Genomic DNA, 18854 nt, shown 5'->3' with positions numbered 1-18854 from the left:
GGTGTGGAACGGATTAATTCAATGGATAAAGTGATTTGGACCGAAGGGCTTTTTTTACGGCCCCAGCATTTTCAGCAGATGGAGCGGTATCTGGAGCATTACGCCCAGGCTGGACGGCGTGCCACACAGCCCTTTTTTTGGGGCTTTGAAGCCTTGATTCTGGACGAGCAGGCCCTGAGCATGGGCAGTGTAGCGCTGCGTGAAGCGCGTGGCCTGCTGCCCGACGGGACGCCATTTGACAGCAGGCCGGGCGCCATGCAGATCGCGGCCTGGACCGCCCCTGAGCTTGTGCGTCCCGAGCGACTGATGTTGGTGTTGCCTCGGCCTCAGGCAGGTCGAGCAGAAGTTCAGTTTGACGTGAGCAGCGCACGTCGTTCGCGCTATGTGGTCAGCGAGCAGGACTTGTATGACAGCAGCGGCCTGTCCCCCGAGCCTTGTCTGTCTCAATTGGGGCGTTTGCAGCCTGTGCTCTTGCCGGAGTCCGAGGTCTATGAAGACAGCGTTGCCATGCCGGTGGCGCGCATTCTGGAACGCCGGTCTGATCGGTCCTTGGTGCTGGACCCTGATTTTATTGCTCCTGTCCTGTCCATTCAGGCGCACGCGCGGCTGAGCGTGTTGAGCGCTGATGTACAGGCCTTGTTGCAGGCCCGCGCCCAGGCGTTGGCCCAGCGTCTGGGGCCGGGAGGGCGGGGGCAGGGCGATGTGGCTGACTTCATGATGCTGGAGCTGGTCAACCGTTATCGGGCGGCCCTATGGGCCATGGAACAGCGCGCTCATGTACACCCCAGCGAGCTGTTTCAGATCTGGATGGAGCTGTATGGCGCTTTGGCCACCTACACCCAGGATGGGCGACAGCCGCTGGTCTGGCCTCCCTATCTGCATGACGATCTGGCCCAGTCCTTCTTGCCCCTGGTACTGGAGTTACGCCGGGCCTTGGCCGTAGTGCTGGAGCAGCAGGCCGTGTCGATTGCGCTGGAGGATAAAGGCCAGGGCGTGCGCCTGGCTCACATTGCCGATCGTTCGCTCTTGCAGCAGGCAGGTTTCATTCTGGCCGTACAGGCTGACTTGCCTGCTCAGACAGTACGCCAGCATTTTGCAGCGCAAGTGAAACTGGGGCCGGTGGAGCGCATTCGCGATCTGGTCCATCTGCAATTGCCCGGTATCGGTTTGCAGCCCTTGTCTGTTGCGCCGCGTGCTTTGCCCTATCACGCCGGGTTCACCTACTTCGAGCTGGAAAAAGGTGGCGAGTTATGGCGTCAGCTTGAGCACAACGGCGCCTTGGCCCTGCATCTGGCCGGAGATTTTCCTGGTCTGCAACTTGAGTTTTGGGCGATACGCCGCTGAACCGGAGCATGGCTATGAACGAGACAGTTTCCTGGGGCGCGGGCTCGGTGCCCGAACCGCGCCCATCGTGCGCGGACGCACCGCGCTTTATCGCTCAAGGCGCCAATCCCCTGTTGGAGGCCGCCAACCCCTTGTTGGTCATGGTGTCGGATATTCGTCGTAGCACCCACCATGCAGACCCGGCGGGCTTGCGTGCCAAGCTGGTGGCTGAAATCCGTCAGTTCGAGTTGCGCGCACAGGCGGTACCCGTAGCCAATGAGACCATTTTGGCGGCCCGTTATTGCTTGTGTACGACCTTGGACGAGGCAGCCGCCTTGACGCCTTGGGGGCAGGCGGGCGTCTGGTCCTCGCATACTTTGCTAGTCACTTTTCACAACGAGACCTGGGGGGGAGAGAAGTTCTTCCAGCTTCTGGACAAGCTGATGCAAAGCCCGGCTGCGCATTTGCACTTGCTGGAGCTGATGTATTTTTGCCTGGCCTTGGGGTTTCAAGGCCGCTACCGCGTCCATGAGCAGGGAGCGAGCCAACTGGAGACGGTGCGTCAGCGTCTTTACCTGAGCTTGCGTCAGTACGGTCCCACAGTGGCGGCAGCCCTGTCTCCACATTGGCGGGACAAACCGGCGCAAAAAGTGGGCAAACCCTTACCGGTGCCGATCTGGGTTGCGGTTTGCGTGGCGCTGCTGCTGTGCATGCTGATGTATCTGGGCGCAAACCTGTTGCTCAACCGGCAATCGGATCAGGTCTTTGAGGACATCGTGGCCCTGCGCTTGCCAGCCTTGCAGACACAAGGGCTGACCGAACCAGCCGGTGTGACGCCACCTGCGCCTTTGGCCTTGGCAGAGCTGCTGGCTCCTGAGATTGCCGAGGGGCTGCTGACCGTCAGGGACCAGGCCGACCGCAGTGTCATTGTCTTGCGCGGAGACGGTTTGTTTGACTCCGGAGCGGACCAGGTCCGCGCACCGCTGCTGCCTGTCATTGCACGCATTGCCGATGGCGTGGAGGCCGCGCCGGGGCTGGTGTTGGTAGAAGGTTATACCGATAACGTGCCCATACGCAGTGTGCGCTTTCCATCTAATTTTCATCTTTCGCAGGCGCGCGCCGACTCGGTAAAAGCCGTGCTGCAGGAGCGGTTGAGCCAGCCTGAACGCGTGCGTGCTCAAGGCCGGGCCGATGCCGCGCCCGTGGCCGACAATCGCAGCGCTCAGGGTCGTGCCCAGAATCGCCGGGTGGAAATCACCATCGTGCCCTTGAGCAAGGAGCCCGGGCAATGACACGTCTGTTGAATCTGGTCTTTAGCCGCGGCGTCTGGACCTTTGTGGGCGTCGTGATCCTGCTGGTGCTGATCTGGGTACTGGGGCCCTTGCTGGCGGTGGGTCAGACCCGGCCGCTGGAAACCGAGCTGTCACGCTGGATAGCAATGGCGGCAGTGTTGCTGTTCTGGCTGGTGCGTCTGCTTTGGCGCAGTTGGCGCGAAGGCCGCTTGAACGCGCAGTTGCTGGGACAACTGAGCCGTCCCGCGCCAAAGGCGGCGGCCGCGGCTGCGAGCGTCACTTCCCATCCATTACAAAGCCAGTTTGACGAAGCGATCGAATTGCTCAAGCGGATTCGTTTCGGCTCGCATGTGGGCGGGCGCCTGCGCTCCCTTTTGTCACGTCAGTACGTGTACCAGTTGCCCTGGTACGTCTTTATCGGGGCGCCAGGTGCCGGTAAAACAACGGCACTGGTCAATTCGGGACTGCAGTTTCCCTTGTCGGAACGCTATGGGAAAACCTCCTTGCGCGGGGTGGGCGGGACGCGTAACTGTGACTGGTGGTTTACCGACGAAGCGGTGTTGCTGGATACGGCAGGCCGCTACACCACCCATGAGAGTGATCCGGTGGGTGATGAGCAGGAGTGGCGGGGGTTTCTGGGTCTGCTCAAGCGCTACCGTCGCCGCCAACCGATCAATGGCACCTTGCTGACAATCAGTGTGCCGGACCTGTTGTCCAGTACCCCGGAGCAACGTCACGACCACGCACAGGTATTGCGCCAGCGTCTGGCTGAGCTGCGCGAGCGGCTCGGGATTCAGTTCCCTATTTATGTGCTGGTCACCAAGATGGATTTGCTCCAGGGTTTTCAGGAGTATTTCGATCATTGCAGCCGCCAGGAGCTGGAACAGGTCTGGGGCTTTACCCTGCCGTATGAGCGTGCGCGGGAGGCGGGGTTTTCCTTGTCTCACACCTATGGGCGCGAGTATGAGGCCTTGCATCAGCGCCTGGAGCGTGGCCTTGTCGCAGTAATGGCCGAGCAACCTGATGAACGTGTACGCGCCGAGGCGTATCTGCTTCCGCAACAGTTTGCCCGCCTGGGGCCGGTGCTGGAAGAGTTTCTGGAACAGGTATTTAGCCAGTCCCGATTCGAGGCACCGCTTTTGCTGCGCGGCGTGTACTTCACCAGTGGGCGTCAAGGCGGGGTGCGCCTGGACCAGGTGCGTGATCCCCTGCGTGAATATCTGGAGGTGGATGTACAGGCGGATCACGCTCAGCCTGTGGCGAACCAGGGCCGCAGCTACTTTCTGACCCAGTTGCTCAAAGAACTGATTTTTCAGGAGGCTGGCGTGGCGGGCCGGGACGAGCGCTGGGAGCGCCGCGTGCGCCTGCGACATTTTCTGGTTTACGGTCTGGTGGCGGCCGGTGTGCTGCTGTTGGGGCTGGCCTGGGGCCGCAGCGTTCTCCTGAATCGCGCTTACGTGGAACAGGTAGAGACTCGTATCCCCCAGGCCCAGCAACAAGCGGATCAGACACAGGTGCTGGACACCACGCCGGCAGTAGGGTTGCTGCCTTTGCTCGATATGTTGTCGCTGTTGCCGCAAAGCGATCAGTTTTCTCTGGATGCACCGGGGCTGGAGCGGCGCATGGGTTTATATCAGGGCCAGAAGATGAAAGCCGCTGCGGATACGGTGTATCAGCGGGCCTTGGAAAAGCTGCTGGCTCCCTTGCTGGCACGTCGTATTGAAACTGTGCTGCGCAGCGAACAGGCCCAGGACCTGGAGTATGGTTACGAGGCCTTGCGCGCTTACCTGATGCTCTACGACACGCGACGCTATGACGCTGTCCATTTGCAGACCTGGTTGCTGGGCAGTTTGAAGCAGGACTTGCCAGCCGGTTTTACCCAGTCGCAGTACGACAGGCTGGAGGGCCACGTTCGCGCGGTAACCCAGGCCGGTCTGCTACTGAATCCCTTTCCTCGTAATGAGGCTTTGATCGCGCAAAGTCGGGAGCGGCTGGCGCGCATCAGCCTGGAGCAGCGCACGTACAGCCGCATGCGTCGCATGTTGGCGGCCACGCCCGGCTTGTTGCCGATGTCGGTCGCGGGGATGGCGGGGCCTTATGCCGCTTCCGTGTTCCAGCGTGCCAGCGGCAAGCCCTTAACCGAAGGGGTGGACGGCTTGTACACCTACGAAGGGTACTGGACGGTGGTCGAACCGCGCATTGACAGCGAGTTGCGACAGATGCGCGAGGATGATCGCTGGATTCTGGGCTTGGACACGGGCGCCGCCCAATCCGAGGCGGCGCGCCGGGCCGCCAGCCAGGAATTGCGCCGCCTGTATCTGCTCGATTATGTGCGTGTGTGGGATGACTATCTGGCGGATTTGCGTCTGCTGCAAGGCGGCAGTTTGCTGGAAAACATTCAGTTGGCCCGTACCTTGTCCATGGCCGACTCGCCCTTGAAACAGCTGGTGCAGCAAGTGGCATTGCAAACCCGTTTGTTGCGCGAGGATGCTCAGCAAGGAGCATCGCTGGGTGCGCAGGCCAAGGTGAGATTGGACGATACGCGCCAGGCCTTGGAACAGATGTTCGGTCCGGTCGGTCTGGAGGGGAGCCGTCGTAATGAGCCTCATGCCAAACAGGTGGAGGCGATTGTGGATCAGCACTTTGAGCCTTATCACCGCCTGGCCTCCAGCACGGGGGGCGCGCCTGCACCCATTGATGGCACGTTGGAGCTGCTCGATGATTTCTATGCCTTTCTGACCTCCTCGGATGCTGCTTTGCGCAGTGCAGGAACTCCGCCGCCGTCCAATGTGCTGACCAAGTTGCAGGCCGAGGCAGGGCGTTTGCCCGGACCTTTGCGTGATGCGCTGGACCAGTTCTCGGTAGGCGCCTCTGCCGAGATTGCCTCACGCACGCAAGCGAGTCTGGGGCAGTTGCTCGATGCCACCTTGGGCCAGTTTTGCCGTAGCGCGATCGCAGGGCGTTATCCCTTTGCGGGGCAATCCAGCCAGGATGTTGCTCCTAACGACTTTGCTCGTCTGTTCGCACCGGGTGGCTTGATGGATGCTTTCTTTCAAGAGCATTTGATGCATCAGGTGGATATGTCGGGCGGACGCTGGCGTTTCAAGCCGGGAATAGACGGGCAGGCGGCGGCCAGCTTCCGTTATCTGGATGCGTTTCAGCGTGCCGCCGTGATTCGTGACGTGTTTTTTCCAGCCGGAAGCACTCAGCCACGTATTGATCTGGCATTCACCCCGGTGCAACTGGATGCGGCACTGTCGCAAGTGCTTCTGGATGTGGATGGGCAGGTGTTGCGGTACGCGCATGGCCCCCAGGTAGCGATGGGAGTGCAGTGGCCTGGGCCGCGAGGAGGCCGTCAGGTCAGCCTGGAGGCCCAACCGCAGTCCGAGGGGTCGGGTATAAGGGCCACTGGCGCGTGGGCGCTGTTGCGCTTGCTGGACAAGGCGCAAGTCGTGCCAGGAGCACCAGCAGGTGCCCAGCGCCTGTCCTTTGCCCTGGGCGGACGTCAGTTTGTCGTGGATGTGGTGGCCAACAGTTCCAAAAATCCATGGCGTCTGGCGGAAATGCGAGGGTTTACTTGTCCGGGGAGCCAGTGAGATGCTCAACGATGAGTTGGACGCGAACCTTGCCGTGATGTGGTACGGCAAGATTCCAGCAATGGGCGATTTCGTGCGCAGACGCATGCCCGACTCGATTCTGCTGCCGTGGGAGCGCTGGTTCAGTAGTGGGGTCAGTCAGATTCGTCCGTTCACTAAGCCGGCTGGTGTCAATCTAGCGGGCTCAGCCGTTCCGGTCTGGGGGTTTGTCAGGTCCTTGCCTCAGGGCGGGGTGCAGGCGGGCGCGGTCATGCCCAGTCAGGATCGGGTTGGACGGGAGTATCTGGTCTGTGCCCTGGTGGCCTTGGATCTGGAGCAATGTCAGCGCGTTCGTCTGCCGGTTCTTGCCAGTCTGGTTGAGCAACTGGGGCTGGTCTTGCAGCAAGGGGTGCGGTTTTGCTGGGCCGCGACGCAGGTAGACCAGACCTTGTGCCGTGCGCTGCCGGTTGCTGGCTTGTTGGCTGACAGTGCTGCCGCCCGGCTGGAACAACGCGAGGCAGGTCAGGACATTCTGGATGTGTTGTATGGCACGCGTGGGGGAGCTGTGCCGCAAGACCCATGGGCGGTGTTACAGCCTTGTCTGGAACCCGGCTCTCAACGCAGCTACTGGTGGTGTTTGGGGATGAACAACCCCAACTGGCGTAGCGTGACCCATCGTGGTGAGTTGAGCCTTGCCCTGTTTCGACGCTTGTTTACCTCAGTTACAGCGGCCGATCTTGATGGCCGTCTCTCTCAATCCTGGTGAGAACTTTCATGAAACGAACGACTTCTGCCCATGATGGACAGGGCCGTCCTTTGGGGCAGGTTCTGGATTCTTTGTCGCTGGACCAGCGGCTGCTTATTCTGGAGCATTTGGCCTTGCAACTGGCCCAATTGCATGAGCGGCAGGAATGGTATGGCGCGTTAGGTTTGGATACGGTGATATTGACCGACGAGGGCCTGGTTCAGTTACAAGCGCTGGCGCAGGTCCTGCACAAGCGTAACCTGACTCAGGCCCGTGCTCACGGCATGGCGTTTGATGAGCCTTGTGCGGCCCCTGAACAGTATGTGGACGACCCGACCCGGCCTGCCGGGCCGTGGACAGATGTCTACGGCTATGCCGCGTTGCGCTGGCACTTGACGACGGGCACGCCCTTGACGGCCGCACCCTGGCGACAGCTAAGGGACCCGGTGGGGATGGATGAGGAGGCGGATGGCCCCACCCAGGCCATGTTGCAGGGCTTGGCATTGGACTGGGTTCAGCGCCCGCAATCCATGCTGTCGTATCGACGACTGGAAAGGTTAGGACAGGTGTCTGACTCTGTCTCTGAGCAGACAGCGCTGGCGCGGCCCGTGTTGCCCATACGAACCGAACGCCGCGCCTTTGGCTGGCGTTGGCTGGGCGGCTTGGCCTTGCTGCTGGTGGTAGGGCTGGCAGTAGGGTACTGGAGCACAGGCAGTGAGGAGTCAGGATCGCTTGTTGCCACCACAGAGAGCGGCCAGGCCTTGATGGCCGAAACCCCTTCCAGAGGGGCGGCTCCCAAAGGGCAGGAGGGCCAGGCGGATCTACGGGGTTTGCCGACGGCAGAGGGGTCCGTACAGGCCGTTTCAGAGCCAGTCGCGGCGCTCCCGAACACCTCGAGCGAGGGTGAGCCGTCTTCCCCGTCAGGGTTATCCGCTGCCGTGTCCGGGCAGGGGCCGGAAGGCGGACCAGTCGCGCTTCAGGCGGTGCAACCCGTTACGACCGATGCCATTCCATCGTTGGCGCCCATGTCGGCTCAAGCCAGCGTGTTAGCCGGGCAGGCACGGGTTCAGGCTGTGGAGCCGGCTGCCGAGGCGGTACAGGTATCAGACATGTCGGCTGGGTTGGATGCCCTGCCATCGCAGCCAGCCCAGCCAGAGCAAGCGTCCGATGAGCCGAGCCGTCTACCGCGGGTTGAGCCGACCCCTGCGGATACTGCCAAGCCTGAAGCCGTTGCACCGACGCAAGCGGCGCCCACGGCCAAAGGTACCGTCGTGCTGGATGTGCGGCCGTGGGGCGAGATCTACGTCAATGGACGCAAGCAGGGAGTCAGTCCGCCGTTGAAGTCCTTGTCCTTGCCGGCCGGCACACACCGCATCCTGATTAAAAATGCCGGCCTGCCGCCGTTTAGCAGCACGGTACGGGTGCGATCAGGACAGACAGCCAGCGTCAAACACGCGTTCAACTAGCTGACGAGTGGGGTAAGGCGGTGGGGGCTGACTTAGACCGCCTTGCGTCTGCCAATCAGACCGGTGGCCAGCAATGTACCCAACAAGACCGTGCTCATGCCGATCAACATTTGCGCGGTCAGCGCTTCGTCCAACAGCAAGGCGCCCCAGAGCACTCCGAAAGGCGGCACCAGAAATGTGACTGTGATGGTTTTGGAGGGACCGACGTTGGCGAGCAGACGATAGAAAATCAGGTAGGCAACGGCGGTACATAACAGGGATAGGGACAGCGCCGCGCCCCAGGCGGGCAAGCCTGGCGTTTGAGCCGGCCACCAGTACATGGCGGCGGGCAGCAAAACCAGGGTGGCGCTGACCATGCTGCCAGCCGCGACCGCCTGGGGTTGGACTCCGCGCAGATAGCGCGCGGTGAAGTTGGCGGCAATGCCGTAAAACACAGTGGCCAGCAAAGACGCCAGGACAGCCCAGCCTTCGGCCCCTTTGTTAAAGCTGAGCTTGTCGTACACCAGAATCAGAATGCCTAAAAAGCCGACGCACAGGCCCAGAATGCGGCTGGGCGTCAGGCGTTCTTTGAGCCAGACCCGGGCAACCAGTGCGCCAAACAGGGGTGCCATGGCATTGAGGACCGCCAGCAGGCCCGATTCCAGCCGCAATGCCGCAAAGGCATACAGGGAAAAAGGCGCGGCGGCATTGAGGACCCCGAGCGCAAAAATGGGCTTCCAGTTCGCCAGGAACACTGGCAGGCGGCCCGTGACGGTGATATAGCTCATCAGGGCCAGGGCGCTGACACCGACGCGCACGGCGGTCAGCGGGAAAGGGCCAAAGTCGGGAACCGCCTGCAGGGTAAATAAAAATGAGCCGCCCCAGATGGCGGCCAGCAGGAATAAATCGCGTAAGTCTTTGGGGGACATGGGAATGGGATCGGTGGCGGCGGTCCGCATGGGCCGCCCAACAGAACAGATTGTAATCCCCCACCCCCGGCAGAGCATCATTGCCCGTTTCCGTGGCAAGAGAGCGAACACTGTTCAAGGGCTTAATCGGGTCGCGCTTGATCAAGCGCGTTCTTGAGCACCGTAAAAATACGCGTGTCGCTGCATTGGGCAACATTAAATCGCAAGAACTGAGCGGCATCCGCTGCTTGACTGAACACGGGGCCAGGAGCCAGGATCACGCCATGAGGCAGGCAGGCGCGAGCCAGACTCAGGGCGTCGTGGCCTTCGGGCAGACGGGCCCAGAGAAACATGCCTTCGCGCGGGCGTAGCCATGGACTGAGGCCGAGCTGCTCCAGGCGTGTCAGGGTCACGTCCATGGCCTTGGACAGCCGGTATCGAATGTGCTCAAGATGTTTACGATAGCCGCTGTCGCCCAGCGCACTGTTCAGAATATGCGAAGCCAGGCGGTTGCTGCTGAAACTGGTTGCCGTGCGCAAATCCACCAGACTTTCTATCCAGGGCGCCTGTGCGGCGATGTAGCCGCAACGCAGCGACGCCGACAGGGTTTTGGAAAAACTGCCTATTTGCACGACGCGGGACAAGCCATCCAGTGCCGCCAGACGGGTTGCCGGGCGCGTTTCCAGATCGCCGAAAATGTCGTCCTCGATAATGTAGAGGTCGGCACGCTGCGCCATGGCCAGAACACTGTGCGCTGTAGCGGCCGAAAGCCGTGCTCCGGTCGGGTTGTGGATCCCCGAATTACTGATGTAGAGGCGGGGCTTGTGCTGTTGAAGTGCCGCTTCAAAAGCGGTCAGATCCGGCCCCTGGTGGGTGTAGGGCACACTGACGACGTTGGCCCTGTGCGCCCGTAGCAAAGCGTGAAAATTGAAGTAGCAAGGGTCGTCCACCAGCACGGTATCGCCTGCTTCCAGAAGAAATCGGCAAATCAGGTCAATAGCCTGAGTGCCCGAATCGGTCAGCATGATTTGATGCGGCCCAACTTCAATATCAGATTGCACAAGACGGCGGGCCAGTCGTTGTCGCAGAGACTCCAGACCGAGGGGTGAGCCATAGTCCGTCAGGTCCTGGCTGGCACTGCGTGCTGCTTTGCGCAGCCCCCGCCGCACGCCTTGTTCATACATCCAGTCCGAGGGCAGCCAGCCACAGCCGGGCATGAGTGCATCGTCGTCGGCCTCCAGAGACTGACGAGAGATCCACAAAGGGTCTATATCCCTGTCCAGTGCAGGTTCCAGGGCCGTCAGGCTCAGGGGGGCCAAAGGGGCCGTCACATAAAAGCCGGAGCCGGGCCGGGCTTCGATCAGCCCTTCTGCCGCCAGCCGGCCGTACGCCTCCACAATCGTAGAGACCGAGACGCCGGATGAACGGGCGTGTGCCCGCACAGAAGGTAGGCGTGTGCCCGGCGGATAGGTCCGTGCGGCGATGCGTTCACGCACGGATTGCATGAGGTGGTCGATACGGGTCAAGGCAGGCATGAGGCAGGGTTAGGCACGGTGTATGGGGATAAAGGCCAATACAGTTTTTTAAAACTGTACTGGACTGTGCCTGGGTATCCTGGCATAGCTGTGTTGTACTGACAAGCTTCTTTGGGGGAGAAAAAGCGATGGATAGCAAGGCGGTCAGCTGGCTGAATGGTTTTATGGGGGTGGCGATTTTTGCTGGTTCTTTACCGGCTACACGGGTCGCTGTGCTGGGTATGGACCCATTTTTCCTGACGGGTGCGCGAGCCGTCGTGGCTGCGTTGCTGGCCAGCGTCTGGTTGCTGCTGGGGCGCGTGACACGGCCACAGCGATCGGATCTGTTGTCCCTGGCCGTGGTCGGTTTTGGTGTCGTGCTGGGATTCCCCTTGTTGACCGCGCTGGCCCTGCAGTACATCACTTCGGCGCATTCTATTGTGTATGTCGCCTTGTTGCCTTTGTGCACTGCGCTCTTTGGGGTGGTCTTGGCCGGTGAACGGCATAAACCCGTGTTCTGGTTATGCTCTGTTTTGGGCTGCCTGCTGGTGATGAGCTATGCCGCGCAGCAAGGGCTGGAAGCGGTCTGGCAAGGCGATCTGTATATGCTGGCAGCGGTGGTGGTCTGTGGCATGGGCTACGCCGAAGGTGGGCGTCTGTCGCGCCGCCAGGGAGGCTGGCAAGTAATTTGCTGGGCGTTGGTGCTGTCCTTGCCCTTGATGTTCCTCATGATGATCTGGTTCTGGCCCGCCAGCTTTGACACGGTCACCCTCTCGGCCTGGCTGGGGTTTGGCTACGTGTCGGTCTTCAGTATGTTTTTGGGCTTTGTGTTCTGGTATCGAGGACTGGCGCAGGGGGGCATCGCGGCAGTCGGACAGTTGCAGTTGCTGCAACCTTTTATGGGCTTGGCATTGGCTGCGGTCCTGCTGGGCGAGGCCGTCAATGCCAGCATGATCTGGGTCACGATGGGGGCCGCCTTGTGTGTGGCGGGTGCGCGGCGTTTTGCTTCCTGAGACAAGCGCTGTTCGCCGTATGGCCCGTTTGGCCTTGAGCGGTGGCCCCCAGACCCCAGGGCACCTGTGTCGATCAAACCGGCCTGTTTTTCATCATGACAACAAACAGGCCGGTTTTCAATCATGCCGGGCGTTAACTACGCTTCGGCGTGTTTGGCGGCTTCTACCGCTGCGTGGGTGTCTTCTTTGGCGCCATTAAAGAACAGGTTTAGTAAAACGGCGGCCATCGAGGTCAGCAAAATACCCGATTCGATCAGCGGATGGATGGCGTGGGGCATCCACTGCATGTAATTGGGCGCCACCAGCGGGATCATGCCCACGCCAATCGAGATGGCGACAATCATGGAGTTGTTGCGGTTGGTCTTGTAGTCCACGCCGGACAGAATACGGATGCCGGTGGCGGTGACCATACCGAACATCACAATGCCGGCACCGCCCAGAACCACGGTAGGCAAGGATTCCACCAGGGCGGCCATCTTGGGCAGCAGGCCCAGAATAATCAGAATCACGCCGCCTGCCACGCACACAAAGCGACTGCGCACACCCGTTACGGCGACCAGACCCACGTTCTGCGAGAAGCTGGAGTAGGGGAAGGTATTGAAGATACCGCCCAGCAAGGTGCCCAGACCATCGGTACGCAGACCACGCGCCAGATCCTTCTGATCCACCTTCTTGCCCGTCATGTCGCTCAGCGCCAGGAACATGCCGGTCGATTCAATCAGCACCACAATCATGACCAGGGTCATGGTCGCAATGTGCAAAATGTTGAACTTGGGCATGCCAAAGTGAAACGGCAGAACCAGATCAACCCAGGCCGCGTTGGCCACTTTTTCGTAAGTCATGATGCCCATGGCCGAGGCCACAACCGCGCCAATGACAATACCCAGCAAGACAGCCACGTTAGCCAGAAAGCCTTTTGCGAATTTGGCAATCAACAGAATCGATGTCAGTACGATGGCCGCAATGCCCAGACCTGTCAGGTTGGCGTAACGGGGGTTGGGAACGGTGGCTTTCAAGGCCAGTCCTTCCGGGGGCGGTGGCAGGGCGGAGCCGGGCATGGCGGCAGCGGATTGGGCGTGCTGTATCCAGGCCAGATGGTCGGGGTTGATGACGCTGGGCGCAGTCGGGCCGACAGGATTGCCGAAAATCCAGTTGATGCCCACACGCATCAGCGTAATGCCGATCATGGCAATAATCGTGCCAGTGACCACCGGCGGGAAAAAACGCAGCATCCGGCTCACGGCAGGGGCAATGATCATGGTGATGATCCCGGCCCCGATGACGGTGCCAAACAGCATTTGAGCGCCCTCATGACCGGGGTTGGACTGGGCCATGGACACCATGGGACCCACGGCAGCGAAGGTAACGCCCATCATGACAGGCAGCTTGATGCCAAAGTACTGCGTAAAACCCATCGATTGAATGATGGATACGATGCCGCAGACAAACAGGTCTGCGGCGATCAGGATAGATACTTCTTCAGACGACAGATTTAAAGCCCGGCCCACAATTAGTGGAACCGCGACGGCACCGGCGTACATTACCAAAACGTGCTGCAGGCCCAATGCAGCCAGCCTGCCATTCGGTAATCGTTCGTCGACGGGTGCGGTGGTCGCGTTCGTACCCATGAGATGTCTCCAGAGTGGATTAATTATTAGATGTAGCCATCTCAATGTAACGGCGTGCGACAGGCGCGCCATAAGACAATTCGTATAGCGCCTAGGCGAACCAGCCTATAGATGAGGGATAACCCCGAAAAAAAACGCCCTGATTCGGGCGTTTTTGTACAGGCTAAGGGAAAACACTGCTTTGGTCACATATTTTCAGGCGTAAGCCCGCAATCCTTGTTGCGCGGCCATGGTAAAGGTATTGCACCCGTCACGAGGCGGTCGAGTTTGTATCAAAAATGAGTACATTGGATACGACTGGTTGGTTTTATCTGGTCTGAGCCGTTGTTCTACAGTCACACCGAGGCCGAGTCTATAAGCCGCCTGACAGGCTTCGGCGCCGAGTAATTTGAGAAAATTATACACTCTGAAATTGACAAGCCTTGTTCCTGTTGCTAAGTTTTTTTAGCGGAATTCAAGTCCTCGTTTTCACTCGTACAGTGTTCTGGAGTATATGGCGTTCCCGTCATTGCTGTAAAATCAGTAGATTTTAAAAATCCTTCAAAGCGGTTGTGTTAACAACTAGTAAACCGGGAGCAGCCCGTTAAACCGTTTACGACTATCATTCCGGATACGTGGTCTATCTTCTTCAAGATCATATTTTTTGCTTCTGGGACCGCAACTATGTCCCTTTGCATAGGGTTGTACGTTTTCTCAGCTGACGCGAAAATCCAAACTGTCATGAGTAAGAATAATGAACGGTTTTTTTGATCTGCTTCAGTCTACAAAGCCGAACGTAGCCGGTTTATTTAGCATATGCTTCGATTGTGTGTTGGACTGACAAAGAGGCGTCAGCATTGGCTCATCGCTAGATAAATATGTCGCTTGACTGCACTCGATTCTGTGATTTCCATTGAGTGCAGATAGAGTGCTAAAAAAGTGCGTGTTCAGACATGGGGAAAATGCTGATAAGTTGTTGAAGCTAGCTTGTTGGGGATGCAGATTGCCTACCTTGAAGCCAGTTAGTTGCTGTCTAATGATCGTTACAATTGACGGGATAACACATCCCCCCGGTTGAGTTAATACCTGCAATAGTTGCATGGTCATCAAAGGCGATCCAGAGCCGGTTCCATAACTTACGATATCCCGTATAGTGAAAAATTAACGCCGCAGTGTGTATGGCACCAGTGCCGTCTGGAATGCCGTAATCATTAATTGGATGAGTTTGCAATGAGGATTCGGGGCTTAGTAAATATGGCCGACCCGCCATATGCAAATTCGCGAGTTGCTCACTTCAGGCTTGTGTTAGCTCGATGACCCTAGCATCCAGCTTTTTATACATAGTCTCAACAGGACCTAGGGCGCAGATAGGACAGTGAGCAAGGTTAACTCTTGAAAGTCTCTATCCAATGCCGGGTAGACGCATCATGGATGGCAGAGATCTCTTTTTCTCCAGACAGCTCCTGCAAAATCCCATTGGCCAATACTTTGCCGTATTCCACGCCCCACTGATCGAAGGGATTGATACCCCAGATCAGGGCCTGCACGAAAATCTTGTGTTCGTACAAGGCCAGCAAGGCGCCCAGTGAGAACGGGTTCAGACGTGGCAGCACGATCAGCGTGTTGGGGCGTCCGCCCGAGTGGACACGGTGGTGGGCAAGCTCGGCGGCCTGTTCGCCCAGGCCCTGCTGCTCGCATTCGGCCAGGGCCTGTTCGTAGGTTTTGCCGCGCATCAGCGCCTCGCGCTGGGCCAGACAATTGGCCAACAACAGATGATGGTGCTCGGCCTGATGGTGATCCGCCTGCTGGCACACAATAAAGTCAACGGGAGCGCCGTCGCTGCCCTGGTGCAGCCACTGGTAAAAGGTGTGCTGCGCGTCGGTTCCTGCCAGACCCCAGACGGCTGCGCCCGTGGCGACGCCTACGGGCTCTCCGCCGGTGGTGACGGATTTGCCCAGGGACTCCATATCCAATTGCTGGATGTAGGGGACCAGATTGCCAAGGCGAAAATCGTAGGGCGAAATATTCAGTGAGCCATAGCCCAGTACACTGCGATTGACCACCCCCGCCAGAGCCATTTGCACGGGCACGTTGGAGGCAATGGGGGCTTCCTGGAAATGTTGATCCATGGCAGCCGCGCCTGACAGCATCCCGGCCACCACATCACTGCTGACGGCCAGGGCAGTGGTCAGACTGACGGCAGACCAGAGTGAAAAGCGCCCACCGACCCAATCCCAGAACTGAAAGATTTGTTTTTGCGGCACGCCCCAGCGTGCGGCGGTGTCCGGACGGGCGGTAACGGCCACAATCTGTTCATAGGGGTTGGCGACGCCGGCAGCCTGCAGCCATTCCAGGGCGCGTTGCCCGTTTTTCAAGGTCTCTGTGGTGGTGAAGGATTTGGAAGCAATGACAATCAGGGTGTCATGCGGGTCCATGCCCGATAGGGCATGTTCTAGCGCATGGCCATCGATATTGGCCAGAAAGCGCACATTGCGCCAGCTGTGACGATAGCCAAAGGCAGCCAAGGACAGCCGCACGCCCCAGTCGCTGCCGCCAATGCCGATATGGATGATGTTGCGCCAGCGGCGCTCGGAGTCAGCGACACGCACGAATTCGTTCATGCGTTCACGTTCCTTGGCCACGTCTGCGATGGGGGCAGGGGCGCGTAGGGCGCTATGCCAGGCGGCGCGCTGCTCGGTATTGTTGACGATGCCACCGCTCAGCAATTGTGTGCGAGCCTGATCGAAATGGCGGGCGGCCAGTAGTGCGGCTCCGGCCGCCTGTAGTTCTGGCGAGTGCCGTTGCCCACTCAAGTCCACTTGCAGGCCCGCTGCCTTCAGGCAGTGCAGGTCCAGTGCGTAGCGATCGGATTGACGCGCCGCCTCACAAAACCCGGTCCATTCTGGCAGACCGGGCAAAGGGGCAGCAGAGGGAAGGCTTGGACAGTTCACGGACATGGGGATTAGGCCTGCGGTAGACGAAACCGCCATTGTACGAGGCTTTGTCGGGCTTGAGCGCCCCCTGGTAAGCGGGTTTGACGGGGTGTTTACGAATGGATCGGCATCAGATGTTTGCCATCATAGGGTAGGACCCATGCCTGCAAACCGGGGTCGCTGGCCAGAACCCGCGCAATCGCTGGGGGCGACATCCATGAGAACGCCGTGGACAAGGCATCGGCAATGGTGGCGTTGCCCGCCACGACCGAGACACTGCGATACAAGGGTCGAGCCTGTCCATTGGCCGGGTTGAACAGATGAGTGACAGAGCCATCACGGCTCAGTGCGGTTCCCGCGCCCGACGAAGTGCTGACGGCCTGATTGCGTACGTCCAGATTCAAGAGGCGGGTTGGCTCTGCCGGGTCCCCTGTCAGACCAACCCGCCAGGGACGATTGCCCGGAGCCAGGCCGACGCTGCGTATCTCTCCCATGTCGATCAGGGCGTGTTCCAGCCCTGCCTGTTTGAGCTGCTCGGTGATGCGGTCGGTAATATAGCCTTGGGCAATACCGTTCAGGGTTAAGGCCATGCCTGGCCGCTGCAGCCAGATGGAGTCCTCCTGAATAAGTATGGCCTGGTGGCCGACTTGTTGCAGTGTCTGACTGATCTGGGCTGCGTCTGGGACAGCCGCCTGATTGCCCTTGCCTTGGGCCGCTTGGCTATACAGTTCCCAGAGTACTTGCACCGTCGGGTCAAAAGCCCCGTCGGTCAGCGCGCTAAGTCGTTGTGATTCCTGTAGCAGACGCGTCAGATCACCGGGGGCTTGCTTCAGATAGCCGTCGCGGTTCAGGCGTCGCAAGGCGCTGTCTTCCTGATACAGGCTGAATATTCGCTCCAGTCGTCGCACTTCGGACAAGGCTTGATCGATCAAGGTCTGTGCAAAAACCGGGTCGGGGTGGTGGATATGCAGTTGTGCGTCCGCACCCAAAGCCACACCTTGCCAGGAGCTGAGCGGGGTAGGGACCGCTTGCATCGCTTTGACGGCCCAGGGCACGCAAGTCAGTGCGCTGGTCGCGGCCACGATACCGATAAAACGACGACGGGAAACTGGAGTAGAAGTCATGGCAAATACCTGGGATCAGGAAGATAAGCGTTTCAAGGCAGCGCGACCGCACCGAAGATGTAGTTCTCCGGCATGTCGGCAAAGCGAACCAATTGGCCGCCATGTTGTTGCTGGAAGTCCTTGGCGGCCTGCTCCTGGCTAAAGGGCAGGGCATCGATGGTGCCCATGCCGCCGGTATAGCGGCTGTAGATAAGATACCAGGCATCTTGTGCCGGTATCCAGGCTTGTTCGGGGAACTGACCGTCCTGATCGCGCTGGGCCATGTCTTGGACATAAGTAGCGGCGATGGCTTTGGATTCTTCAGGCAGCATGGTGTAGGCAAAGACCTCGCGTATGGTGGTGAACCAGAGCGGCGCTTCGCGTTCGCGCAGAAGAATTTGCCCTTTGGGGCCTTGGTGCTCGAACAGGTACATGCCGCAATAGTGGCCTACGGCGGTGTGGGGGATCTGGACGACGGGCGGCGGTGGGGCCTGTATAGGCTCAGGCTGGCCACAAGCGGCCAGTATCAGTCCCAGGCACAGCAACAGAAAAGTGCGCAGTTTTTTCATAATGCTTTTCTTTTGAATACCAGGCTTGCCAGACCAAAAGGCACAGCGATCCATAGCAGCAGAACGCCCATCAGCACGCTGGCGGGCAGACGAGCCTGTTCACTTAAACCGGCCATGCCGGCAAACATGGCGACATTCTCATAGCCGGTCAGATTTAGCAGGCGGTACACGTCGGTGGGGTTGAACAGCAGAATGATGTTCAGCCAGGACGCGGTGATCATGGCGCCTTGATCGGCAACCAGAATGCCTAGCAGAGCCATGTCATAAATCACCACGAAGAACAGCCAGATACCGATGGCCAGACCTGCTGCCGTTGCACGTTCTCTGACCAGGGTGCTGATGAAATAGCCCATGGACAGGAAACTGGCGCCGAGCAGAACGCTGGCCCCCATCATGGCCAGAAAGGGCGTCCAGACGCTGAAGTCCAGGCCTCCATGCGCCACTTGCAAGGTGATGCCTGCCAGGCCGTAGCCCACCACCGTGGACAGGCTCAGGATCAGGGCATGGCCCAGGAATTTACCGACCAGAACCTGCCAGCGATGGACGGGGTAGCTCAGCAGCAAGGACATGGTGCCGCGCTCGATCTCGCCCACAATGGCATCGTAGGACAGCAGCATGGCGATGAGCGGGATCAGGAAAATAGACAGACTGGACAGGCTGACCACCGTCACAGTCAACGGGTCGACCTTGACGCTGCCGGTGGGGGCGCTGCCCAGAAAGCCGAGCGACAAGGCCAGGGTGGCCAGCAAGAGGGTGACTGCCAGTACCCAGCGGTTGCGCAGCCCGTCGCGCACTTCCTTTTGGATGATGATCAGGACAGGGTTCAT

General features: G+C 59.5%; 13 protein-coding genes. 6 read left to right on the top strand and 7 right to left on the bottom strand.

Going from position 1 to position 18854, the window contains the following annotated elements; translation table 11 throughout:
* Positions 1-21 precede the first annotated feature (21 nt).
* From tssK to RSQ48_RS15710, 5 genes are read left to right on the top strand one after another with little or no spacing between them, the layout of a single operon-like run.
* Positions 22-1344, top strand: a complete 1323-nt coding sequence (gene tssK, locus RSQ48_RS15730) for a type VI secretion system baseplate subunit TssK (protein WP_219235291.1) — start codon at positions 22-24, stop codon at positions 1342-1344.
* A 14-nt stretch (positions 1345-1358) separates the two neighbouring features.
* On the top strand, positions 1359-2615 hold the full coding sequence (locus RSQ48_RS15725) for a DotU family type VI secretion system protein (protein ID WP_415301979.1): 1257 nt from the start codon (positions 1359-1361) through the stop codon (positions 2613-2615).
* Complete coding sequence (gene tssM, locus RSQ48_RS15720; RefSeq protein ID WP_415301978.1) at positions 2612-6211, top strand: type VI secretion system membrane subunit TssM; 3600 nt, start codon at positions 2612-2614, stop codon at positions 6209-6211. The genes RSQ48_RS15725 and tssM overlap by 4 nt, the downstream gene beginning before the upstream one ends.
* 1 nt (position 6212) lies before the next feature.
* Positions 6213-6956: a type VI secretion system-associated protein TagF gene (tagF, locus tag RSQ48_RS15715; RefSeq protein ID WP_219235285.1), complete on the top strand. Its 744-nt coding sequence runs from the start codon at positions 6213-6215 to the stop codon at positions 6954-6956.
* A gap of 8 nt (positions 6957-6964) precedes the next feature.
* A complete protein-coding gene (locus RSQ48_RS15710) occupies positions 6965-8401 on the top strand; it encodes a PEGA domain-containing protein (protein ID WP_240209485.1) in 1437 nt (478 codons plus the stop codon).
* A gap of 32 nt (positions 8402-8433) precedes the next feature.
* Here the strand turns inward: RSQ48_RS15710 and RSQ48_RS15705 are convergent, their stop codons facing one another.
* Entirely contained in the window at positions 8434-9339 is a 906-nt protein-coding gene (locus RSQ48_RS15705) for a DMT family transporter (protein ID WP_081050055.1), read from the bottom strand.
* 92 nt (positions 9340-9431) lie between these two features.
* Entirely contained in the window at positions 9432-10823 is a 1392-nt protein-coding gene (locus tag RSQ48_RS15700; RefSeq protein WP_003805491.1) for a PLP-dependent aminotransferase family protein, read from the bottom strand.
* Positions 10824-10951: 128 nt separating this feature from the next.
* On the opposite strand from RSQ48_RS15700, the gene RSQ48_RS15695 reads away from it, so the two are divergent.
* Positions 10952-11815, top strand: coding sequence for a DMT family transporter (locus RSQ48_RS15695; RefSeq protein ID WP_415301977.1), 864 nt, complete (start codon positions 10952-10954; stop codon positions 11813-11815).
* 137 nt (positions 11816-11952) lie between these two features.
* Here RSQ48_RS15695 and RSQ48_RS15690 read toward each other — a convergent pair whose 3' ends face one another.
* The 5 genes from RSQ48_RS15690 to RSQ48_RS15670 all read right to left on the bottom strand — a co-directional run bounded on the left by RSQ48_RS15690 (position 11953) and on the right by RSQ48_RS15670 (position 18854).
* The gene (locus RSQ48_RS15690) at positions 11953-13443 is read right to left on the bottom strand and encodes a nucleobase:cation symporter-2 family protein (protein WP_003805495.1); all 1491 of its coding nucleotides are present in this window, start codon (positions 13441-13443) and stop codon (positions 11953-11955) included.
* Positions 13444-14807: 1364 nt separating this feature from the next.
* On the bottom strand, positions 14808-16379 hold the full coding sequence (gene pgi, locus RSQ48_RS15685; protein WP_240209483.1) for a glucose-6-phosphate isomerase: 1572 nt from the start codon (positions 16377-16379) through the stop codon (positions 14808-14810).
* 89 nt (positions 16380-16468) lie between these two features.
* Positions 16469-17479, bottom strand: coding sequence for an FAD:protein FMN transferase (locus RSQ48_RS15680; RefSeq protein ID WP_240209482.1), 1011 nt, complete (start codon positions 17477-17479; stop codon positions 16469-16471).
* Positions 17480-17511: 32 nt separating this feature from the next.
* Positions 17512-18027 (bottom strand): nitrous oxide reductase accessory protein NosL, encoded by a 516-nt coding sequence (locus tag RSQ48_RS15675; RefSeq protein ID WP_131071019.1) that lies wholly within the window; start codon positions 18025-18027, stop codon positions 17512-17514.
* Complete coding sequence (locus RSQ48_RS15670) at positions 18024-18854, bottom strand: ABC transporter permease (protein WP_240209481.1); 831 nt, start codon at positions 18852-18854, stop codon at positions 18024-18026. The genes RSQ48_RS15675 and RSQ48_RS15670 overlap by 4 nt, the downstream gene beginning before the upstream one ends.

Origin of the sequence: Alcaligenes sp. SJTW-7 (assembly GCF_047716895.1) — a bacterium.
Lineage (GTDB): Bacteria > Pseudomonadota > Gammaproteobacteria > Burkholderiales > Burkholderiaceae_B > Alcaligenes > Alcaligenes ammonioxydans.
This window is presented reverse-complemented; position numbering and strand designations above follow the sequence as displayed.